We start from the raw sequence: 20,071 nt of genomic DNA, 5'->3' as shown, positions 1-20,071 counted from the left end.
TGTGACAGAATAAAAATGATAAAGAATGGTACAAATCCATATTTTGTAAAAGAACTTGAAACTGGTTATGTGGTTATTGGAGATAATCAGCATTTTAAGGGATATACTTTATTTTTATATAAAGATCATAAAACAGAATTATTTCATTTAGAAACAATCAAAAAAATGAAGTTTTTAGAAGAAATGTATATTGTAGCTGAAGCAGTTTCTAAAGCTTTTAATGCAGAAAAAATGAACTATGAATTATTGGGAAATGGAGATACACATCTTCACTGGCATTTATTTCCAAGAGTCAATGGTGATTTAGGAAAATATGGTAATAATGGTAAGGGACCTGTCTGGTGGTATCCAATGCAAAAAATGTATGATGATTCTAACTGTCCTACAAATGAAGAATTAAGGATAATGAAATCAAGATTATTAATGGAGTTAGATAAACTCTTGTAAATACAGATTTTTAATAAATTCATATGATTATATGTTGACATAATGTGTGAAAAAATGTTTTTAGCACTCTATACTTGACTCTGCTAAAATGGAGGACTATAATATAAATAGAAATAAGGAAAGAGAATGAAAAAGGCAATCCTTACTTCTCATATCAAACATTGTTCATTCTCTAACAATGCTTAGAATTATTCATAAGAGGTGATATATATGTTAATGCCTAGTATTTTTGGAGAAAGTTTATTTGATGACTGGTTTGATGATTTTGACAAGGAATTCTTTGGAAAGAAAAATCCATTGTATGGAAAACATTCAAGAAATGTGATGAAGACAGATGTACGAGAAACAGAAGGAACATATGAATTAGATGTGGATCTTCCAGGCTTCAAGAAAGAAGATGTGGAATTGTCATTTGACAATGGCTATTTGACAATTTCAGCTAAAAAGAGCTTAAATAAAGATGAGAAGAATAAAGAAGGACAATATATCCGACAGGAAAGATATGCAGGAAGCATGAGTCGAAGCTTCTATGTGGGAGAAAGTGTACCACAAAGCGATATCAAGGCTAAATTTGAAGATGGAGTCTTGAGAATATCAATACCAAAACAGGATATGAAAGTCATCGAAAACAACAATACAATTACGATTGAATAAATAGTCAGGGTTCGAGAAATCGAACTCTTTTTTTGTAGACAATTCATGAAATTTCTTCTATTATAGAAAAGTCCTATAAAAAAATGTAGAAGTATGCTATAATACAACCGTTAAAATAAAATGTGTGGGAGAAAGATATGATTGGTTTTTATAATTATACTGTCATATTAACTTATTTAAGTTTGATAAGTGCTTTGTTTGGAACGCATTTGGCATTTAAAGGGAATTTTAGTGGAGCACTTATTTGCTTATTATTAAGTGGTGCTTTTGATTCTTTTGATGGAATGGTAGCACGTACTAAAAAAGACAGAACAGAGGAAGAGAAAAAGTTTGGGATACAAATTGATTCATTAGCTGATATGTTTAGCTTTGGTATTTTTCCAGCTATTATTGGATATACCATGATGGATTCTATTGTGTGTGGTGTAACTTGGTTATGGTTTTTTATTTTTGCGTTATATGCTTTATGTGCTATTAGTAGACTGGGATATTTTAATGTGGTTGAAGAAATGCGACAAAAAGAAACCACAGAAAAAAGAAAATACTATCAGGGTTTACCTGTTACAAGTGCAGCATTAATCTTTCCAGCTATCTATTTATTAAGACATGTTTTGACAGCTGAGTTGACGTATAGTATATATGCATTGGTTATGTTTGTTGTCGCATGGGCATTTATTATTAATTTTCAAGTAAGAAAACCTGGTTTAAAAGGCATTTTAGTTATGCTTGTTATGGGTATTTTGATTTGTACAGGATTGTTGATGTTATGAGAATATTTGATCGAAGTGGACAAGAACTCATTGTCAATCAAAGCCAAAATCAATTATTAAAATTTTTATACAGTCATTTTTTAGGAAGATGTGCACTAAAAGTGTTAACCCTTCCTTTTATTACCCACATTGGTGGCTGTTATATGAATAGTCGATTTTCAAAACGTAAGATACAGCCGTTTATTCAACAAAATCAAATTGACATGAGTCAATATGAAAAACAGGAATATAGCTGTTATAATGATTTTTTTACTAGAAAAATAAAAAAAGAAGCAAGACCTATTTGTATGGAACATGATCTTTTGATTGCACCTGCAGATTCTAAATTAACCTATTATCCAATTCATCAAGATACATATTTAACAATAAAGGATACTGTCTATTCTTTATCTGATTTATTGAAGAATCAATCGTTAGCTCAGGAATACGATGGTGGAACATGTCTGATTTTTAGGTTGACGGTAGACGACTATCATCGTTATTGTTATATTGATGATGGAACAAAAGAACAGGATATTTATATACCTGGTATTTTTCATACTGTGAATCCTGTTGCGAATGATTATTACCCCATTTATAAACAGAATTCACGTTCATATTCGTTGTTACATACACAACACTTTGGAGATGTTATTTATATGGAAGTAGGCGCAATGATGGTAGGAAAAATTGTGAATCATTCCAAGACATCATTTCAACGCGGAGAAGAAAAAGGATATTTTGAATTTGGTGGATCAACAATAGTTGTTTTGTTTAAAAAAGATATGGTTGTTATAGATGAAGATATTATCAAAAACTCTCAAAATAATGATGAAACACGTGTGCTTATGGGAGAGAAAATAGGAATAAAAAGATAAGGAGGAAAGAAAATGTCAAAGGTTATAGCTGTTACAAATCAAAAGGGTGGTGTTGGTAAAACAACAACAAGTGTTAATTTAAGTGCAGCTCTTGCATATATGGGTAAAAAAGTTTTATTAATTGATATTGATCCTCAGGCAAATGCGTCACAGGGATTAGGTGTTGATCGTGCATCTTTAGAATACACAATTTATGATGCTATCGCACAGCAAATGCCTATTCAAGATATTAGTATTCCTTCTGGTGTAGATAACCTTGACATTGTTCCAGCAAATATTGATTTGGCTGGTGTTGAAATTGAACTTTCACAAGTCAAATCTGGAAGAGAACAAAGACTGAAAAAGGCATTAGGTGAATATAAAAATAAATATGATTATGTGATTATTGATTGTCCACCGGCACTTGGTTTATTGAATACAAATGCTTTAACTGCTTCGGATTCTGTATTGATTCCTGTACAGTGTGAATATTATGCCTTAGAAGGACTTACACAGTTGTTGAATACAATTTTATTAACACAAAAAGTTTTTAATGAAAACTTAACTATAGAAGGTGTTTTACTTACAATGTTGGATGCACGTACCAATTTAGGAGTGGAAGTTTCACAGGAAGTTAGAAAATACTTTAGAGAAAAAGTATATGATGTTGTGATTCCTAGAAATATTAAATTGTCTGAAGCACCATCTGAAGGATTAAATATTTTTGATTATGATGCTCATTCTGAGGGCGCAAAAGCATATGCCAAATTGGCTAAGGAAGTGGTGAAACGAAATGGCCGCAAGTAAAAAGAAAAAAAGTGGTTTAGGTAAAGGTTTAAATGAATTATTTCAAGGTGAAGATATTCAAACAATGATTGATGCAATTGAGAAAAAACCATCTCAATTTGCACAAGTTCAGATTCCCATTGATCAGATTCGTCCTAATCCTTATCAACCTAGAAAACATTTTGATGAAGAAAAATTGAATGAATTAGCACAATCTATCAAAGAACATGGGATTTTTCAGCCAATTATCTTAAAAGAAGCGATTCAAGGTTATGAAATTGTTGCTGGAGAAAGACGTTATCGTGCAGCTTCGATTGTTGGTTTAACAGAAGTTCCAGCTATTATCGTAGAATTTACAGATCAGCAAATGATGGAAATTGCATTGCTGGAAAATATTCAACGTGAAGATTTAAATGCAATTGAAGAAGCTCAAGCTTATCAGAATATGATGAAAAAGCTCAAATTAACGCAAGAAGAATTAGCAAAACGTATTGGTAAGTCTAGAGCTCATGTAGCGAATACTGTTAGACTTTTAAAGATGCCTCAAAAATTACAAGACTATGTTTTAGAAGGCACACTCACAATGGGACATATCAAACCTTTAATTACAATTGATGAAAAGAAAGCTTTAGAAGTTGCGAAAAAAGCTATTGAACAACAATTATCTGTCAGAGAAGTTGAAGATATTGTCAAAGGAATCAAGCTTCAAGAAGCAAGAAAGTCTAAGCCTAAAGAAGTGAAACCTCAAGAATATGTTTATGTAGAAGGATTATTACGTAAAAAATATCGTACAAAAATTAAAGTTGATGATCATACAATTACTTTGAAATATACAGATACTAAAGATTTAAATAGAATCTTAGAATTAATGGGAGTTATTGAAGAATCATAAGACTTAATATACTGAACATGAAATAACAATATAAAGACAAGTGGAGGTAAAAATGAAAAAATATATTTTTTTATAAAGATTTGTTTCTTTATTGTTGTTATATCAGTGTCCATATATTTAAAAGAAAACGATTTTTTAAATATAGCTCCAATAGGTGCGTTCGATCAAACGGATACTATTATTATATTCAATGAATTGTCAAATGTTCTGATAGGAAGTAGTTTGCTATTACTTGCTATATTCTTTGTTTATTATAGAATGAGTATACACTTATCGTATATTACATCATTAGATAAAATAGTCTTATTTTACTATATTATATATTTTATCATTATATTAATTACTAAATTCTCATTTTATGAATTTACTGCTGATATGGCCCAATTAACATTTATGTTATCTTCTATCACATTTTTACAATCTCACTTTTTAAAAATATTACCTATTGGAATAATCATTTATATTCCAATAATATATTTATTTTTTATTCAAAAAAAGATTGTAAGAGATGAAAGAATCATGATGATAAGATGACTGACTTCAATGACATTATGTCAGAATGATTATTAATCAGTTGATAATGATATGATGACTTAAAATATACAGATACTCAAGATGAAAATAGAATCTGAGAATTCATTTGAATGATTGAAGAACATAAAAACCTGTTCATATGAGCAGGTTTTTATTTCTTTTTCAATAGATCTTTGTGAGTTCTTTTATAATATTTTTGACGAGAATAATCATCAGGATATTGATGATAAGCTTCTTCGATGTGTCGAGGATCAATAACTTTAACATGATTTTGATGGAAGTAATCAATAATATGAATGAAATCATCTTTATTTTTTACTTTAAGTTTATATGTTCCTTGAGGGCTGACACAATCTAATAGAATATGAAAGACATATTCACTATATATACCAAAAATAACAAACTGTGCAGTTAAATCCATTCTGATTTCTTGAATATCCTTGAAATCAAATTCAATATCATCATGATGAACATTCTGATAAGATATATGGGTACCATGAATATAAAGTGGTGTACTATTTTTTAAGATATTTTCATCACTTTTGAATCCATCCAATACCATATAAACAGTTTGTCTGGATATAAATGCTTTATCTTGATTATCAACTTTGATTTTTTCAGTTGTAGGAGCAGGATTAGTAGATTGTAAAGGGCTTGTCTGATCAAATTCATAAAGCAATGTATCTTGATGAACGACTTGATTGATTTGGTCTAAAAACTCCCTTTGCGTTGCCTGATTTCTTTGAACAACAGCTTTAATACCACCATCATATAAATACATCATTGTTTTTCCATAACTGGCAATCATAGGATCGTGTGTCACTAAAACAATTGTTGTATCACGTTGATTGAGATGCGATAGAATTGTTAAAAGCTTATGAGAATTCTTAGAATCCAAATTACCTGTAGGTTCATCACAAAATAGAATTTCTGGTTCATTGACTAAAGCACGTGCAATAGCGGTTCTCTGGCATTCACCACCTGAACATTCATGTGGGAATTTATCAAGAATATCTTCGATTTCTAAATCTTTCGCAAGAGTTTTGATTCTGTTTTCAATATCTTGACTCTTTTGATTACCTAGAATAATAGGAGCAGCAATATTATCATAAATAGATAGATAAGGAATTAAGTTATGATTTTGAAAAACAAAACCTAATTTTTGATATCTAAATTCACATAAGTCATTTTTATGCATTTGAGAAATATACTGATTAAAGATTTGTATATCACCACGACTAGGTTGATCTAATGTTGATAAACAATTTAATAATGTACTCTTCCCAGAACCAGAAGGTCCCATAATACAGATAAAATCACCTTTTTGAAGTTGGAAATTGACATTATTTAAGGCATAGATATTTTTTCCTCGTTTTAAGAATATATCCTGATCATATATTTTTGATATATTATTCGCCTCTATTAAGATATTTGACATTGTTGATGACCTCCTTTATACAGTGTCTTTCTTTCAAGATAATATAAATCATAAGCAAAGTATATAAACCCAAATATAAACATTCTAAACTATACATCACTTGGCTTGTGAGAAATTGATGAGTGATAATATAATCCCCTAAAGAATAGATGTAAACAAATGGTATAAAGATAACTAATATAAGAAATAAAAGATTTTTAAATATAGAAATTTGAAACAGTTTACTTGGACTATAACCTAAAGCATATTGCGTCGCATAAATATGCATTATGGATTTGATATATAGTGAATACTTGATAATAAAACATAGTAACAGCATGATTAGCATCATAATAAAACACGGGATAATGAAGGGGGTTATATAACTCATGTCACCACTCATTAATACAAGGATAAACATTGTAGGTAAGACAATGGAATGAATATTGGCAATAGAAACAAGCTGATTGGTTAAATCAATAAAACTTGAAATACTGTTGAATAAGAGTGGGTGATGAAGAAGTGTCGAGTGAAATAGATCGAATAAAAGTGGAATGAAAGTATTAATAATGGAAGCAATAGATATTAGAAATAATGCAAAATAAATGAATTTATTTTCAAATAACGAATCAGTCGCTAATGCATATAATGAGTAGAAAAAGATATAGAGAGTGAATAGGGATGAAATGATCTGACCGGTTGGAACCTTACGTTTTTGATCATGACGACTCATAGAAATCATATAAGGTGTCACTTTTTGCATATTCTTATGATTTATTGTTTCTATAATATGAGTATCAATCTCCGTAAACTGTTGAGCACTTATTGCTAAAATAAAGATCACAGTAAAGATTAAAAAGAAAGTATACAAGAAAAATGTATTTAAGAAATGATATTGGAAAATATAATTCATATGAATATGGATCAGATAAATATTGATACCTTTCATAATCAAGATACCTAAAATGAATCCTAGAAAAAAAGCAATCAAAGACATGATACCATATTGAATTATCAGATAAAGAAATAAATCTTTGGGCTTTCTTCCAAAAAGTAATAACATTGAAAATTCATGTTTTTTATTTTGAATAAAATATTTCGCAACAAAAACACTCAATACAACTGCTATCATTAAGGTTAAAAATGGAATAAAGGCAATTGCCCTGAATGTCATCCAGTCAATTTTTAAATCTAAACGCGAAAGATGATCATACATGGCAATAAAACAAAATTCAAAAGAAGCTATCAATGTTAAGATACTTAATAAAAGTAAATAGTCTTTCTTTTGATGAATAACAATTTTTTTAATGAATGTAAGCATATGTTTTCCCTTCTTTCATCCTTATTAAACACTATAGAGTAACTACAAGGTCAAGAATTTTTATAAAAAAGTTCTCTTTCTACTTATATAATACACCTATACATAAATAATTAAAATAATTTATGCAATAATGAAATAAAAAAATAAATTGATTTTTTCTCTATCAAATATGGTTTTAAAAACTACATTTATATTGACATTCCTATACATATTTGTTAATTTATAATTAAGAGATTATGGATACGAGGAGATTGGATATGAAGATTATTACGGATACGGGAGCTTTACTATCACCAAAGGAAGGAGAAAAAATAGGGGTTGATGTTCTTCCTTTAAATGTTATAGCTGATAAAAAGAGTTATAAAGAATATGTTGATGTGACAAGTCAGGAATTTTTAGATATTGTCAAAGAAGGACATGTACCTAGTTCATCACAGCCTTCTATTGGTGAAACAATGGAATTATTTGAAAAATATCCAGAGGAAGACATTTTGGTTATTAATATGGCTGATGGATTATCAGGAACATATCAAAGTACAGTGAGTGCAAAAGAAAGTGTAGAGCATAGTGAAAATATTCATGTTATTAATTCTATGACTTTATGTGGACCACAAAGATACTTAGTAGAAAAAGCTGTTGCTTTAAGAGAACAGGGATTGGATATTCATCATATTATGAAAGAATTACATAAAAGCATTGCATGTGAAAAATCATTTTTAATTCCTCAAGACTTTGGCTTTTTAAAACGTGGAGGACGCTTAACACCACTTGCAGCAACACTTGGTGGTATGTTGAAGATTACACCTATTATGACAACTACAAAAGATGCTAAAAGATTAGAAAAATATGCTATGAAAAAGACTTTTAAAAGTGCTGTTAAAGAAATTATGAAAGCTTTCCAAGAATTAGGTGTGAATGAAGACTTTAAAATTTATGTGACACATGCAGGGGTTTTGAAACAGGCTCAAGATGTTGTCAAACAGTTACAGACTGTTTTTGAAAATACAGTTATTGAAATGTATGATCTTTCTCCTGCTTTTATAGCCCAAGGTGGACCAGGTTGTGTTGCTGTTCAAGCGATTAGAAAATAAAGGAATAAGGCTGTTAATGATGTCATTAACGGTCTTTTATTATATAATGAAAAAGAGGTGATGATGGTGAACTGTCAAGATATATTAGAGTTTCAGGGTGTTTGGAGAGATTATCAACAAAGAGTATTGAATCAATTAGATATTTATAAAAAAGATCATAAAATTCATATTGTCGCTGCGCCTGGTTCAGGAAAAACGACTTTAGGCATTGAAATTATTAGACGCGTTAATAAACCAGCATTAATTCTTGTTCCAACAATTACCATTCGACAACAATGGGTGACAAGAATCAATGAAGCTTTTTTAAAAGCAGGATTGAAGAGTGAAGAATATATATCACAGGATTTAAAACATCTTCGATTGATTAATGTTTCAACGTATCAGTCTATTCATAGTGCCATGCGAAAGGTTAAAGATCAAGAAGATGAAGAAAATGTAGATTATCAGGATTTTTCTTTAATTGAAGCTATAAAAGAAGCAGGAATAGAAACATTATGTTTAGATGAATGTCATCATTTAAGAACTGAATGGTGGAAAGCGTTGGAGGATTTTAAAAAGCAAATCACTACTGTTTTTACAATTTCCTTAACTGCAACACCACCATATGATTCTTCCATAGCCATGTGGACAAGATATTTAGATATGTGTGGAGACATTGACATAGAAATTACAGTACCTGAATTAGTCAAAGAAGGGAGTCTGTGTCCACATCAGGATTATGTTTATTTTAATTATCCAACAGCTAAAGAAGAAGCCAAGATGAAAGAATTTCAAGATGATGTACAAAATGTTTTTTCATTTTTCATGCATCATCAAAAATTCCAACAGGCTATTTTATCACATCCATATGTAAGATCTATTCAAGATTTAGATAAAGCATTAGAAAATCCAGCGTATTTATCTTCTCTATTGATTTACTTGGAAAGTCAACAACTCTCTTATCCAGGAGAATATTTAAAAATATTGGGAACTAAGAAGCTGGAGAAGATGTCTATAAAATGGATGGAAATTTTATTGCAGGGATTTTTCTTTGATGACAGGGATTCTTATACTATCAATGAGGAAGATTTTGAAGAGCTTTACAAATATGTCAAATCACGTGGATTGATTGAGAAAAAGAAAGTCATTATGCAAGTTGATATTGCTTTTGAAAAGATGCTGATTTCTTCGGTTGGAAAATGTGAAAGTATTCGAGATATTGTATGCCATGAATACAAACATATGAATAAAGAGTTAAAATTATTAATTTTAACGGATTATATCAAAGGTGAATATGAAAAAGCTATTGGTGATGATACAATGAGTGTGCATGCTTTAGGGGTTCTTCCTTTCTTTGAAATGTTAAGAAGAGAAAGTATTCAACATCATCAACCATTTCATTTGGCAGTCTTATGTGGATCTATGATTATCATTCCTGCTTTTTTAAAAAATCAATTAAGACAACTTGTCTCACAACAAATAGAAATGACATTTCAGCCATTTAAGGCCATTGATGATTATGTTAAAGTGAATGTGAAAGGAAATCATCATGAAATCATAGAAGCAGTGAGTGATTTATTTGAACAGGAAGATATTCAGGTTTTAATTGGGACAAAGTCATTACTTGGTGAAGGTTGGGATTCACCTTGCGTAAATACTTTAATTCTCGCAAGTTTTGTTGGTTCATTTATGTTAAGTAATCAAATGCGTGGAAGAGCCATTCGTACCTATCATAAAAATCCAGATAAAGTGAGTCATATCTGGCATCTTGTCTGTGTTCCTCCCCAAAAAGGAATTATCAATCATAGACAGGAGATTAATCAGACTGAAAGTGATTTTGAAAACTTGAGAAGAAGGATGGAACATTTCTTAGGCCTTCATTATGAAAAAGACTTTATTGAAAACGGTATTGAAAGATTGACTGCAATTCAGTATCCATTAGATCGCTCACATATTAAAAAAACCAATCAAAAAATGTTGGAATTATCCTCTCAAAGAGAACAGTTAAAAGAAAGATGGGACCGTTCTTTAGCTATATATGATAAAATTGAAGTTGTTGAAGAAGTGGACATGGAAGATCAAAATATGACAAGTGTCTTATTGTATGATGCGATTAGACATGTGTTATTAACTATACTGAGTTTTGTACTTACAGGTATTTTGATATGTGTACTAGCAAGGTTTTTACACATTCAAAGCAAGTCTATGATTTATGTTTTATTTTCTTGTGTTTTTATTGGTGTTGTGAGTGTATTATGGAAATTAAAAAAAGTATTTACATGGATGAATCCTTTGAATCGTTTACAGTCTTTTGGTGATGGCATTTATCAGGCTATGTTAAATATGCATTTGTTTGAAATGGTGAATTGCCGTGTACAAACAGAATCACAAGCGGTTTTATACTCTATTTATTTAAGTGGAGGAACTGCTCATGATAAGGCTTTATTTGCAAAATGTGTGAATGAATTTTTTGATGAAATTGATAATCAACGTTATATCCTTTACAACAAACATCAAAGAAATAAGATGGATAGATACTTTGTCGTTCCTGATATTTTTTCTAAACGTAAAGAAGATGCGATGATTTTTGCGCAGTGTATGCAGCCTTATATAGGAAAATATCAATTGATTTATACAAGAAATGAAGCGGGAAGAAAGATTTTGCTTCAAGGAAGAAAAGATGCTTTAGCTAATAGACAAAATAGACTCTTAACAAGAAAGAAAGTCAAAGGGGCTTTGGAATAGATTTATTTTGATGTCAATGCCTATATAAAATTTATTTCAGTGTTTGAAAATAAGAAGAAATCATCTGATTTTTTGATTATAATAAGTAAAAAAGGAGGAATGAAAGATATGAGTTTCCCAAGTGGGTTTTATTGGGGTGGAGCAACTGCTGCTAATCAATTAGAAGGTGGATGGCAAGAAGGTGGAAAAGGTATTTCTTGTCCAGATATCTGTACAGGTGGTACAGCAACAACAAGTAAAAGAATTACACCAGTTTTAGAAGAAGGAACTTTTTATCCTAGTCATGATGCAATTGATCATTATCATAGATATAAAGAAGATATTGCATTATTTGCTGAAATGGGATTTAAAATGTATCGTTTTTCAATTGCATGGACAAGAATCTTTCCAAATGGTGATGAAGAACAACCAAATGAAGAAGGATTAAAATTTTATGAAAGCTTAATTGATGAATGCTTAAAATATGGAATTGAACCTATGGTTACTATTTCTCACTATGAAGTTCCATTCAATCTGACAAAGAAATGGAATTCATGGGTAGACCGTAGAATGATTGATTGTTATTTAAGATTCTGTAAAGCTATTTTTACACGTTATAAAGGTAAAGTGAAATATTGGTTGACATTCAATGAAATCAATAGTGCAACAACACCAATGGGTGGATTCTTATCACAAGGAATTTTAAATGAAATCAAAGCTATGGACTTTATGGATCAGGTTGATAATCCAAACAATCGTTTCCAAGGATTACATCACCAATTTTTAGCAAGTGCCTTAGCTGTGAAAATGGCACATGAAATTGATCCAAATAATCAAGTTGGATGTATGCAAATTATGGCAACAAGTTATGCTTTAACTTGTCATCCTGAAGATGAAATCGTGAACCAACAAAAAGGGCATTTAATGAACTGGTTCTGTAGTGATGTTCAATGTCGTGGAAAATATCCTAACTATATCAAGAGATATTTCAAAGACAACAACATTACTGTACATATGGAACCTGGTGATGATGATATTTTAGCGGCAGGACCTGTTGATTTTTATACATGTTCATATTATATGTCAAATTGCCAAACTGCTGACGAATCAAAAGGAACTGGTAAAGGTAATATTTTAGGTGGGGTTCCAAACCCATACTTAAAAGCAAGTGACTGGGGATGGCAAATTGATCCAATTGGACTTCGTTATTCATTAAATGAAATCTGGGATCGTTATCAAAAACCAATCTTTGTTGTAGAAAATGGATTAGGTGCATATGATAAGATTGATGAAGATGGAAAAGTTCGTGATGATTATCGTGTAGACTATTTAAGAAGTCATATCCAACAAATGCATGAAGCTATTTTAGATGGTGTAGACTTAAGAGGATATACACCTTGGGGATGCATTGATTTGGTTTCTGCTTCTACTGGTGAAATGGCTAAACGATATGGATTTATCTTTGTTGAAAGATATGATGATGGAACAGGAGATTTCTCTCGTCGTAAGAAAGAATCTTTCTATTGGTATAAAAAAGTTATTGAAACAAATGGTGAAGATTTAGATTAAAAAGACTGCTTAGGCAGTCTTTTGCAATACGTGATCTGATAAGGATTGAGGAATGAGTTGTTGATAAGTTTCTTCAATCCATTTTTTTGTCAAACCATTTTGATAATGATAATGTGTTGTTTCATATTGAGATGTATATTGATCATAAGGAATAAGTTTAAAGTTTTGTAAACGTTCATCATAGTAATTGATAACAGGGATATAGTCAATGTTTTGAATAGAAATTTGATTATTTTCTTCTACAATGTCAAGTGAAACCATCATTGAAACATTATATGCATTTTTAAATTCCTGGTGAGTACGATCGACAATAGGGTCTGCACTTACAAAATTTCCTAGAGAATACATACATAAAGTGCGATTATTATTGATCCATTCCATAGGCTGTGAACAATGAGAATGATTACCAATAATAATATCAACACCTAAATCACTAAGCAATTGAGATACTTCTTCTTGTTGAGTTGAAATATCATATGTAAATTCATTTCCCCAATGCATCATTGCAATCAAGACATCACAGTTTTCTCTAGTTTGAGTCACTTCTTTCGTTAATAAATCTTTATATGCCTGTGTCATTTTTCGGTCACTAGGACGATTAAATAAAGCAACTTTGGCTTGATTTTCATCACTGACAATTTGATTTGTTGCATATGTATAAGATACAAAACCAAACTTTATTCCATGAATAGTCATATATTTTCCTTGATCTCTATCATCTTGATTATAGTAAGTGCCCACAGCTAAAATATCTTTTTCTTTTAAGAAATCAAGGGTATTATCAATGCCTTGATTTCCTCGATCATTAGCGTGGTTATTAGCAGTTGAAACGACTTCTAAATCAAGCGATGCTACCTGTTTACCAATTTCACGAGAAGCATTAAAAGAATAGCCTGTCCCAGAAATGTTCAGTTCTTTACCACCAATAGGTGTTTCCAGATTAGCAATAGATAAATCATCATTTTGTAGATAAGGTCTTACCAAATCATAATAGCCTTTATCTTGGCTATCATCTTCGATCCAGTCATAATAAGGCTTTTCATATAATAAATCACCAATAAAATGACAGCTTACTGTGTTTTTTGTTTCTTCTTTTTGAGGTTGTATTTGTGGTTGCGGTTGACATCCAACAAGCAAAAGGACCAAACAAACAAATAATTTTATTTTTTTCATGAAATCACCATAATGATTGTATAATATTGTCGAAAGCTGTTCAATACCTATAATATAATAAAATATAGAGAAAAGAGGGTTTATATGATTGAAAAAGCAAGATTAGAAGATTGTGATGAGATTTATGACTTAATGTGTATATTAGAAAATCAAAAATTGGATTATGATCATTTTAAACAAACTTATCACCAGGGAATCAATAGTAATGATGTGATATATCTGGTTTATCGACAAGACAAAATATTAGGGTTTTTAAGCTTTCAGATTCATCGTTATTTACATCATAATCAAGATACAGGAGAAATTGTTGAACTGGTTGTTTTACCAGAAAGTCAAGGTCAGAGAATTGGCGGACAGTTATTACAGGCTATCGAAGCTAAGGCCAATGAATTGCGTTTAGAACAGATTGAATTATCAACATCGACTTATAGAAAACAAGCTCATCACTTTTATGAACAAAATGATTATGAGATGTTGCATTATAACTATACAAAGAATTTATAGAACTATAAGAGAGTTCTTTTTTTGTATATAACAGTATATAACAGTTGACAACAGTTTCATACTGTTATATACTGTTTATGAACAGGAGGGAGAAAATGAAAATTATTATTAATCATTCTTTAATGACACCTATATATGAACAAGTTGTTGATCAAATTAAAACAATGATAAGAAAAGGAAAACTTAAAGAAAATGATCAGTTACCATCTGTTCGTACTCTCTCAAAAGAGTTGAAAATAAGTGCACTGACTGTCAAGAAAGCGTACGATAACTTGGAAGAAGAAGGGTTTGTAGTGACAGTTCATGGAAAAGGAACATATGTGAGTGCGAATAATCGTGAATTGTTATTAGAAGAACAAAAAAAGGAAATCGAAGCCGATTTGGAAATGGCCATTCAAAAAGGTAGAAGATGTGGAATCAGTGATGAAGAATTAAAGAGTTTATTTGAGATGATTCTGGAGGGTTAATTATGTTAAAGGTAAAACATTTAAAAAAGAATTATGCTTCATTTTCATTAGACTGTTCTTTAGAAGTCAAACCAGGTTATGTCACTGGCTTGATAGGACAAAATGGAGCTGGAAAGAGTACAACATTTAAAGCTATCTTAGGGTTAATTCAATGTGATGGAGGATCAATTGAAATATTTGGTCAATCTACTTTGAATGAAGAGGATAAACAGTTATTAGGTGTTGTTTTATCGGATTCAGGTTTTAGTGGATATTTAACAATATCAGATATTATTCCTATATTAGAGAATTTATATAAACGATTTGATAAATCATTCTTCTTACGTATGGTGAATCAGTTTGAATTGCCTAAAAATAAGAAAATCAAAGAATTTTCTACAGGGATGAAAGCAAAATTGAAAATTATCGTTGCGATGAGTCATCAGGCTCAACTGTTGATTTTGGATGAACCAACAGCGGGGCTAGATGTGATTGCGAGAGATGAATTGCTTGATATGATGAGAGATTATATGGAAGAAGATGATCAAAGAGCTATTTTAATCAGTTCTCATATTTCCAGTGATTTAGAAACAATCTGTGATGATGTCTATATGATTCATGATGGTCAAGTAATTATGCATGAAGATACGGATGTCTTATTAAGTGAGTATGCTTTATTAAAGGTAGATGATCAACAATTTGAACAGTTGGATAAGGCATATATCTTAAAATACAAAAAGGAAAGTTATGGTTATAGCTGTTTGACTCATCAAAAACAATATTATAGAGAAAATTATCCTAATATTGTATTAGAAAATAGTCATATTGATGATGTGATGACAATGATGATTAGAGGTGAAAAATCATGAAAGGTTTATTGATTAAAGATTTTAAATTGATGTTAATGCAAAAGAATTTCTTTATCATTATTATTGTTGTGGCATGTTTGATATCAATCAGTTCGCAAGATCCAACTTTTATGATTGGTTTTATAACATTGATTTTATCATTATTTACCGTCAGTACGATTTCTTATGATGAATTTGATAATGGTTATCCATTCTTATTAACACTTCCTTTTTCTAGAAAAACTTATGTTTTAGAAAAGTATGTTTATGGATTGATTTTAGGAACAGGAGCCTGGATAGTATCAGTGATAATATGTGGTTTGATGCTTATTGTTCAGGGGAAGCCTGTGACTTCAGATATGTTGATTGGAGCTTTCGTGATTTTACCGATGTTTCTTGTCATAGAATCATTGATGATACCTGTTCATCTGCGTTTTGGTGGAGAAAAAGGAAGATATGCTCTCATTGCTTGTGTAGGTGTCCTTGTTGTGATTGGATTTGTGGTGATGAAAATAGTGGAAATCTTTCATATTGATGTTCTTCCATTGATTTTAGCTATTGATGCTTTAGGTCCAGTAATGTTTATGATGATTCTTTTGATGATTGGATTTTTGGTTATGTTGGTTTCTTTAAAAGTCAGTCTATCTATTATGAATAAAAAAGAATTCTAGGAGAATCATCAATGGATTTTACAATACTCATGGTTGTGTTGCTTTTAGGGGTTGGGATACCGACGAGAAATAAGGCTATTCGAGCTTATCGTCAAAGAAAGAATCGAAAGAATAGAAAAAATGATCAATGAAAAAAGATTATCAGTTTTTGAGGCTGATAATCTTTTATGTTTATAAATTGTCAATATAATCAATAACTTGATGAAGTGAATCAAGAATACAAGTTGTTTTGTTAGCATAATTTTCATCAGGGTATTTCATATCTGGAATACAAATCACAGATATATGAGCGTTATGGGCTGCTTGTATACCTGCTTCACTATCTTCTAAGACAAGTGCTTCACTTGGCTGAACATTTAACTTTTGACAAGCGTTCAAGAAAACATCGGGAGCAGGTTTTCCATGTTCGACCTCATCACCACAGATCACATCATCAAAATAATTGAGAATGCCATTATCAGTTAATAAAGCATTGACTCTTTCACGACGACTTGAAGTAGCAATCATTGTTTTATAATGATGTTCCTTTAAATAAGTCAACAATTTCACAAGACCATCTTTTAATGGAACACCTTCTCTTGCAAATTGTTCATCCATTAATTGATGCACCTTTTTCGCAACTTCTTCAATAGGAAAATCTTCATCATATTGATCAAACATAGCACGTCTTGTGGCTTCCATAGTACGCCCTAATAAAGTTGTATAAAACGCTTTTGTCATTTCTAAGTTCATCGTTTTTAAAACATCTTTATAACATTGATAAGTGACATTTTCTGTATCAATCATTAATCCATCCATATCAAAAATAACCGCTTTTAACATTTTTTATTCCTCCACTTTATATTGAGTATAAAAAAATGATCTATCTGTGTCAATGAAAAAACAAAGATTATGACAAGATTATTTTGCTTATTTTGAATGTTTATATTATAATGGTAACGGTTTGGAGGTTAGCGTATGAATAATATGATGGAAAGATTGGAAACAATCGCAAGAAGATATGAAGAATTAAATGAAATATTAATGGATCCAAGTATCGCAAATGATGTTCAAAAGATGACAGAAGCATCTAAAGAACAGGCAACTTTGGAAAATGCTTATCAATTATATCAGGAATATAAAAGAATTCTTGATGGTATTGAAGAAGCAAAAGAGTTAATGAAGGAAAATGATCCTGAAATCAAAGAAATGGCTGAATTGGAATTAAGTGAATTGGAAGAAAAGAAACCTCAAATTGAAGAAAAATTACATTTAGAATTAATTCCTAAAGATCCAAATGATAATAAAAATGTTATTGTAGAAATTCGTGGAGCTGCTGGTGGAGATGAAGGAAATATCTTTGCAGGTGATTTATATAGAATGTATGTCAAATATGCAGAATCGCAGGGATGGAAGATTGAAATCTTAGAAGCTCAGGATAGTGAAGCTGGTGGATATTCATTAATTTCCTTTATGATTAAAGGGGAAGGTGTTTATTCTAAATTGAAATTTGAATCTGGGTCACACCGTGTACAACGTGTACCTAAAACAGAAACACAAGGACGTGTGCATACTTCTACCGCAACAGTGCTTGTGATGCCTGAAGCAGAAGAAGTTGATTTTGAATTAAATCCATCTGATTTAAGAATTGACACATATCGTGCATCAGGTGCAGGAGGACAGCATATCAATAAAACAGATTCAGCAGTTCGTATTACGCATATTCCTACTGGTGTTGTGACAACTTCTCAGGATGGACGTAGTCAGCATGACAACAGAGATAAAGCAATGCGTGCCATGCGTACAAAATTATATGAAATGAAATTACGTGAACAGGAAGAAGCAATTGGCAGTGAACGTCGTAGTAAGATTGGAACTGGAGATCGTAGCGAAAAGATCAGAACATATAACTATCCACAAAATCGTGTCACTGATCACCGTATTGGATTAACGATTCAACAGTTAGACCGTATTATGGAAGGGAAACTGGATGATATTATTGAAGCTTTGATGAATGAAGATCAAAGATTGAAACTTCTAGGAGAAGAACAATGATTTTAAGAGAACTGATTCGTCAAAGTGAAGCCATGCTTGATGAAAAAGATAAAGACTGTAATGTTGCGAAAGTTCTGTTTTATCATTTGGCGCATAAAGAGCCTCATCAATTGTATTTGATGATGGATGAAGAAGTTGATGAAGAATTATTAAAACAGTTTCAGGATGGTATGCAAAGATATATGAATGGGGAACCTATTCAATATATTAATGGAAAAGAAAACTTTTTCTCTAGAGATTTTATAGTCAATGAAAATGTGTTGATACCACGTTATGAAACAGAAGAACTGGTAGAAAATATTCTTTATAAAATTGATGATTATTTTGATGATTATTCATCTATTGATTTATGTGATGTAGGAACGGGTTCAGGAGCGATTGCGATTACTTTGGCATTAGAAGAACCAAAATTAAATGTTGTCGCAACAGATATCAGTGAAGAAGCATTAGAGGTCGCTAAAGCGAATGCCAGTGAATTAGATGCTCAAGTGACTTTTTATCAAGGGGATATGTTAGAACCATTGATAGACCGTCAACAGAAGTTTGATATATTTGTATCCAATCCACCTTATATTCCACAAGATCAGGAAATTGAAAGTGTTGTGAAAGATAATGAACCCCATGTGGCTTTATTTGGTGGAAATGATGGTTTGTATTTTTATCGAAAGATTTTTAAAGATGTTCGTCATGTTTTAAAAGACCGTGCTTTACTTGCTTTTGAAATGGGATTTGATCAAAGAGAACTCATGTCACAGGCAGTAGAACAGTATTTTCCAGGTATTCCTTATGAAATTATCAAGGATATCAATGGAAAAGATCGCATGTTGTTTATTTATTATCATTTGAGTTAACATTATGGAAAAGATTTTAGAAACATCAAGATTATACTTAAGACGTTTAGAAGTCACAGATGCTATGCGTATGAGTGAGTATCGTCAAAAAAAGGAAGTCGCTTATTATCAATCATGGAAAAAGTATTCAGTAAAAGATGCTTCCAAACGTATTCAGCAATGTTTAAAGTTAACAGATTTGAATCTACCAAAAACAAATTATCATTTAGCTATTATTTTAAAAGAAAATGATCGTATGATTGGTGATTTATTTGTAGATGTGGCTAATGAAAAGGTTTTTGTTTTGGGATATACAATAGATAGTGTTTATTGGTCTCAAGGTTATGGAAGTGAAATTGTGGAAGCCTTTTGTATGTTTATGAAAGAACAGTATCATTTTCAAAGAGTGATTTGTTATGTTTATAAGGATAATCAGCGTTCAAAACATTTGTTAAAAAAACTCGATTTTCAAAAGTTTGAAGAATCTTTCTTCTATCATGATGAAGGGTATGTCAAATATTTATAGCTCTATGTCAACAGCGATA

20 protein-coding genes are annotated in these 20,071 nt (G+C 30.9%); 16 read left to right on the top strand and 4 right to left on the bottom strand.

Annotated features, from left to right (window positions below; translation table 11 throughout):
- Positions 1-15: 15 nt before the first annotated feature.
- From E0K96_RS02530 to E0K96_RS02505, 6 genes are all read left to right on the top strand, one after another.
- Positions 16-447, top strand: coding sequence for an HIT family protein (locus tag E0K96_RS02530; protein WP_240924409.1), 432 nt, complete (start codon positions 16-18; stop codon positions 445-447).
- Positions 448-657: 210 nt separating this feature from the next.
- Positions 658-1,101 (top strand): Hsp20/alpha crystallin family protein, encoded by a 444-nt coding sequence (locus tag E0K96_RS02525; RefSeq protein ID WP_087246041.1) that lies wholly within the window; start codon positions 658-660, stop codon positions 1,099-1,101.
- A 137-nt stretch (positions 1,102-1,238) separates the two neighbouring features.
- On the top strand, positions 1,239-1,871 hold the full coding sequence (locus E0K96_RS02520) for a CDP-alcohol phosphatidyltransferase family protein (protein ID WP_087246039.1): 633 nt from the start codon (positions 1,239-1,241) through the stop codon (positions 1,869-1,871).
- Positions 1,868-2,728, top strand: a complete 861-nt coding sequence (locus E0K96_RS02515; RefSeq protein ID WP_168080943.1) for a phosphatidylserine decarboxylase — start codon at positions 1,868-1,870, stop codon at positions 2,726-2,728. Before E0K96_RS02520 ends, E0K96_RS02515 begins: the two co-directional genes overlap by 4 nt.
- A gap of 12 nt (positions 2,729-2,740) precedes the next feature.
- Entirely contained in the window at positions 2,741-3,514 is a 774-nt protein-coding gene (locus E0K96_RS02510; RefSeq protein ID WP_168080941.1) for a ParA family protein, read from the top strand.
- Positions 3,501-4,385, top strand: a complete 885-nt coding sequence (locus E0K96_RS02505; RefSeq protein ID WP_087246033.1) for a ParB/RepB/Spo0J family partition protein — start codon at positions 3,501-3,503, stop codon at positions 4,383-4,385. Before E0K96_RS02510 ends, E0K96_RS02505 begins: the two co-directional genes overlap by 14 nt.
- Positions 4,386-5,070: 685 nt before the next feature.
- Here the strand turns inward: E0K96_RS02505 and E0K96_RS02500 are convergent.
- Positions 5,071-6,357 carry an ABC transporter ATP-binding protein gene (locus tag E0K96_RS02500; protein ID WP_168080939.1) on the bottom strand — a complete coding sequence of 429 codons (1,287 nt, stop codon included), beginning with the start codon at positions 6,355-6,357 and terminating at the stop codon, positions 5,071-5,073.
- Complete coding sequence (locus E0K96_RS02495; protein ID WP_168080937.1) at positions 6,329-7,657, bottom strand: FtsX-like permease family protein; 1,329 nt, start codon at positions 7,655-7,657, stop codon at positions 6,329-6,331. Before E0K96_RS02495 ends, E0K96_RS02500 begins: the two co-directional genes overlap by 29 nt.
- 257 nt (positions 7,658-7,914) lie before the next feature.
- Here E0K96_RS02495 and E0K96_RS02490 point away from each other — a divergent pair, with 257 nt between their 5' ends.
- The 3 genes from E0K96_RS02490 to E0K96_RS02480 all read left to right on the top strand — a co-directional run bounded on the left by E0K96_RS02490 (position 7,915) and on the right by E0K96_RS02480 (position 13,020).
- Positions 7,915-8,748: a DegV family protein gene (locus E0K96_RS02490; RefSeq protein WP_168080935.1), complete on the top strand. Its 834-nt coding sequence runs from the start codon at positions 7,915-7,917 to the stop codon at positions 8,746-8,748.
- Positions 8,749-8,814: 66 nt separating this feature from the next.
- Positions 8,815-11,472, top strand: coding sequence for a DEAD/DEAH box helicase family protein (locus E0K96_RS02485; RefSeq protein ID WP_370519859.1), 2,658 nt, complete (start codon positions 8,815-8,817; stop codon positions 11,470-11,472).
- Positions 11,473-11,580: 108 nt separating this feature from the next.
- Positions 11,581-13,020 (top strand): glycoside hydrolase family 1 protein, encoded by a 1,440-nt coding sequence (locus E0K96_RS02480; protein ID WP_129736240.1) that lies wholly within the window; start codon positions 11,581-11,583, stop codon positions 13,018-13,020.
- 9 nt (positions 13,021-13,029) lie between these two features.
- Here E0K96_RS02480 and E0K96_RS02475 read toward each other — a convergent pair whose 3' ends face one another.
- Positions 13,030-14,193, bottom strand: coding sequence for a CapA family protein (locus E0K96_RS02475; protein ID WP_168080931.1), 1,164 nt, complete (start codon positions 14,191-14,193; stop codon positions 13,030-13,032).
- 84 nt (positions 14,194-14,277) lie between these two features.
- On the opposite strand from E0K96_RS02475, the gene E0K96_RS02470 reads away from it, so the two are divergent.
- The 4 genes from E0K96_RS02470 (at position 14,278) to E0K96_RS02455 (ending at position 16,662) form a co-directional block, all read left to right on the top strand.
- Complete coding sequence (locus E0K96_RS02470; RefSeq protein ID WP_168080929.1) at positions 14,278-14,697, top strand: GNAT family N-acetyltransferase; 420 nt, start codon at positions 14,278-14,280, stop codon at positions 14,695-14,697.
- Positions 14,698-14,792: 95 nt separating this feature from the next.
- Positions 14,793-15,164 carry a GntR family transcriptional regulator gene (locus E0K96_RS02465; protein ID WP_087358280.1) on the top strand — a complete coding sequence of 124 codons (372 nt, stop codon included), beginning with the start codon at positions 14,793-14,795 and terminating at the stop codon, positions 15,162-15,164.
- Positions 15,165-15,166: 2 nt separating this feature from the next.
- Positions 15,167-16,012, top strand: coding sequence for an ABC transporter ATP-binding protein (locus E0K96_RS02460; RefSeq protein WP_168080927.1), 846 nt, complete (start codon positions 15,167-15,169; stop codon positions 16,010-16,012).
- Entirely contained in the window at positions 16,009-16,662 is a 654-nt protein-coding gene (locus E0K96_RS02455) for an ABC-2 transporter permease (RefSeq protein ID WP_168080925.1), read from the top strand. Before E0K96_RS02460 ends, E0K96_RS02455 begins: the two co-directional genes overlap by 4 nt.
- Before the next feature lie 171 nt (positions 16,663-16,833).
- Here the strand turns inward: E0K96_RS02455 and E0K96_RS02450 are convergent, their stop codons facing one another.
- Entirely contained in the window at positions 16,834-17,484 is a 651-nt protein-coding gene (locus E0K96_RS02450; RefSeq protein WP_168080923.1) for an HAD family hydrolase, read from the bottom strand.
- Between the two features lie 135 nt (positions 17,485-17,619).
- On the opposite strand from E0K96_RS02450, the gene prfA reads away from it, so the two are divergent.
- The 3 genes from prfA to E0K96_RS02435 are packed head-to-tail and all read left to right on the top strand — an operon-like array spanning position 17,620 to position 20,052.
- Complete coding sequence (prfA, locus tag E0K96_RS02445) at positions 17,620-18,696, top strand: peptide chain release factor 1 (RefSeq protein ID WP_168080921.1); 1,077 nt, start codon at positions 17,620-17,622, stop codon at positions 18,694-18,696.
- Complete coding sequence (gene prmC, locus E0K96_RS02440) at positions 18,693-19,547, top strand: peptide chain release factor N(5)-glutamine methyltransferase (RefSeq protein ID WP_087243916.1); 855 nt, start codon at positions 18,693-18,695, stop codon at positions 19,545-19,547. Before prfA ends, prmC begins: the two co-directional genes overlap by 4 nt.
- A gap of 4 nt (positions 19,548-19,551) precedes the next feature.
- Positions 19,552-20,052 carry a GNAT family N-acetyltransferase gene (locus E0K96_RS02435; RefSeq protein ID WP_168080919.1) on the top strand — a complete coding sequence of 167 codons (501 nt, stop codon included), beginning with the start codon at positions 19,552-19,554 and terminating at the stop codon, positions 20,050-20,052.
- Positions 20,053-20,071 lie beyond the last annotated feature (19 nt).

The organism is Massilimicrobiota sp. SW1139, from assembly GCF_012027715.1.
In the GTDB taxonomy this organism is placed as follows: Bacteria; Bacillota_I; Bacilli_A; order Erysipelotrichales; family Coprobacillaceae; genus Allocoprobacillus; species Allocoprobacillus merdigallinarum.
Note: the sequence above shows the minus strand (reverse complement) of the source record. Positions and strands in the feature narration are given on the sequence as shown.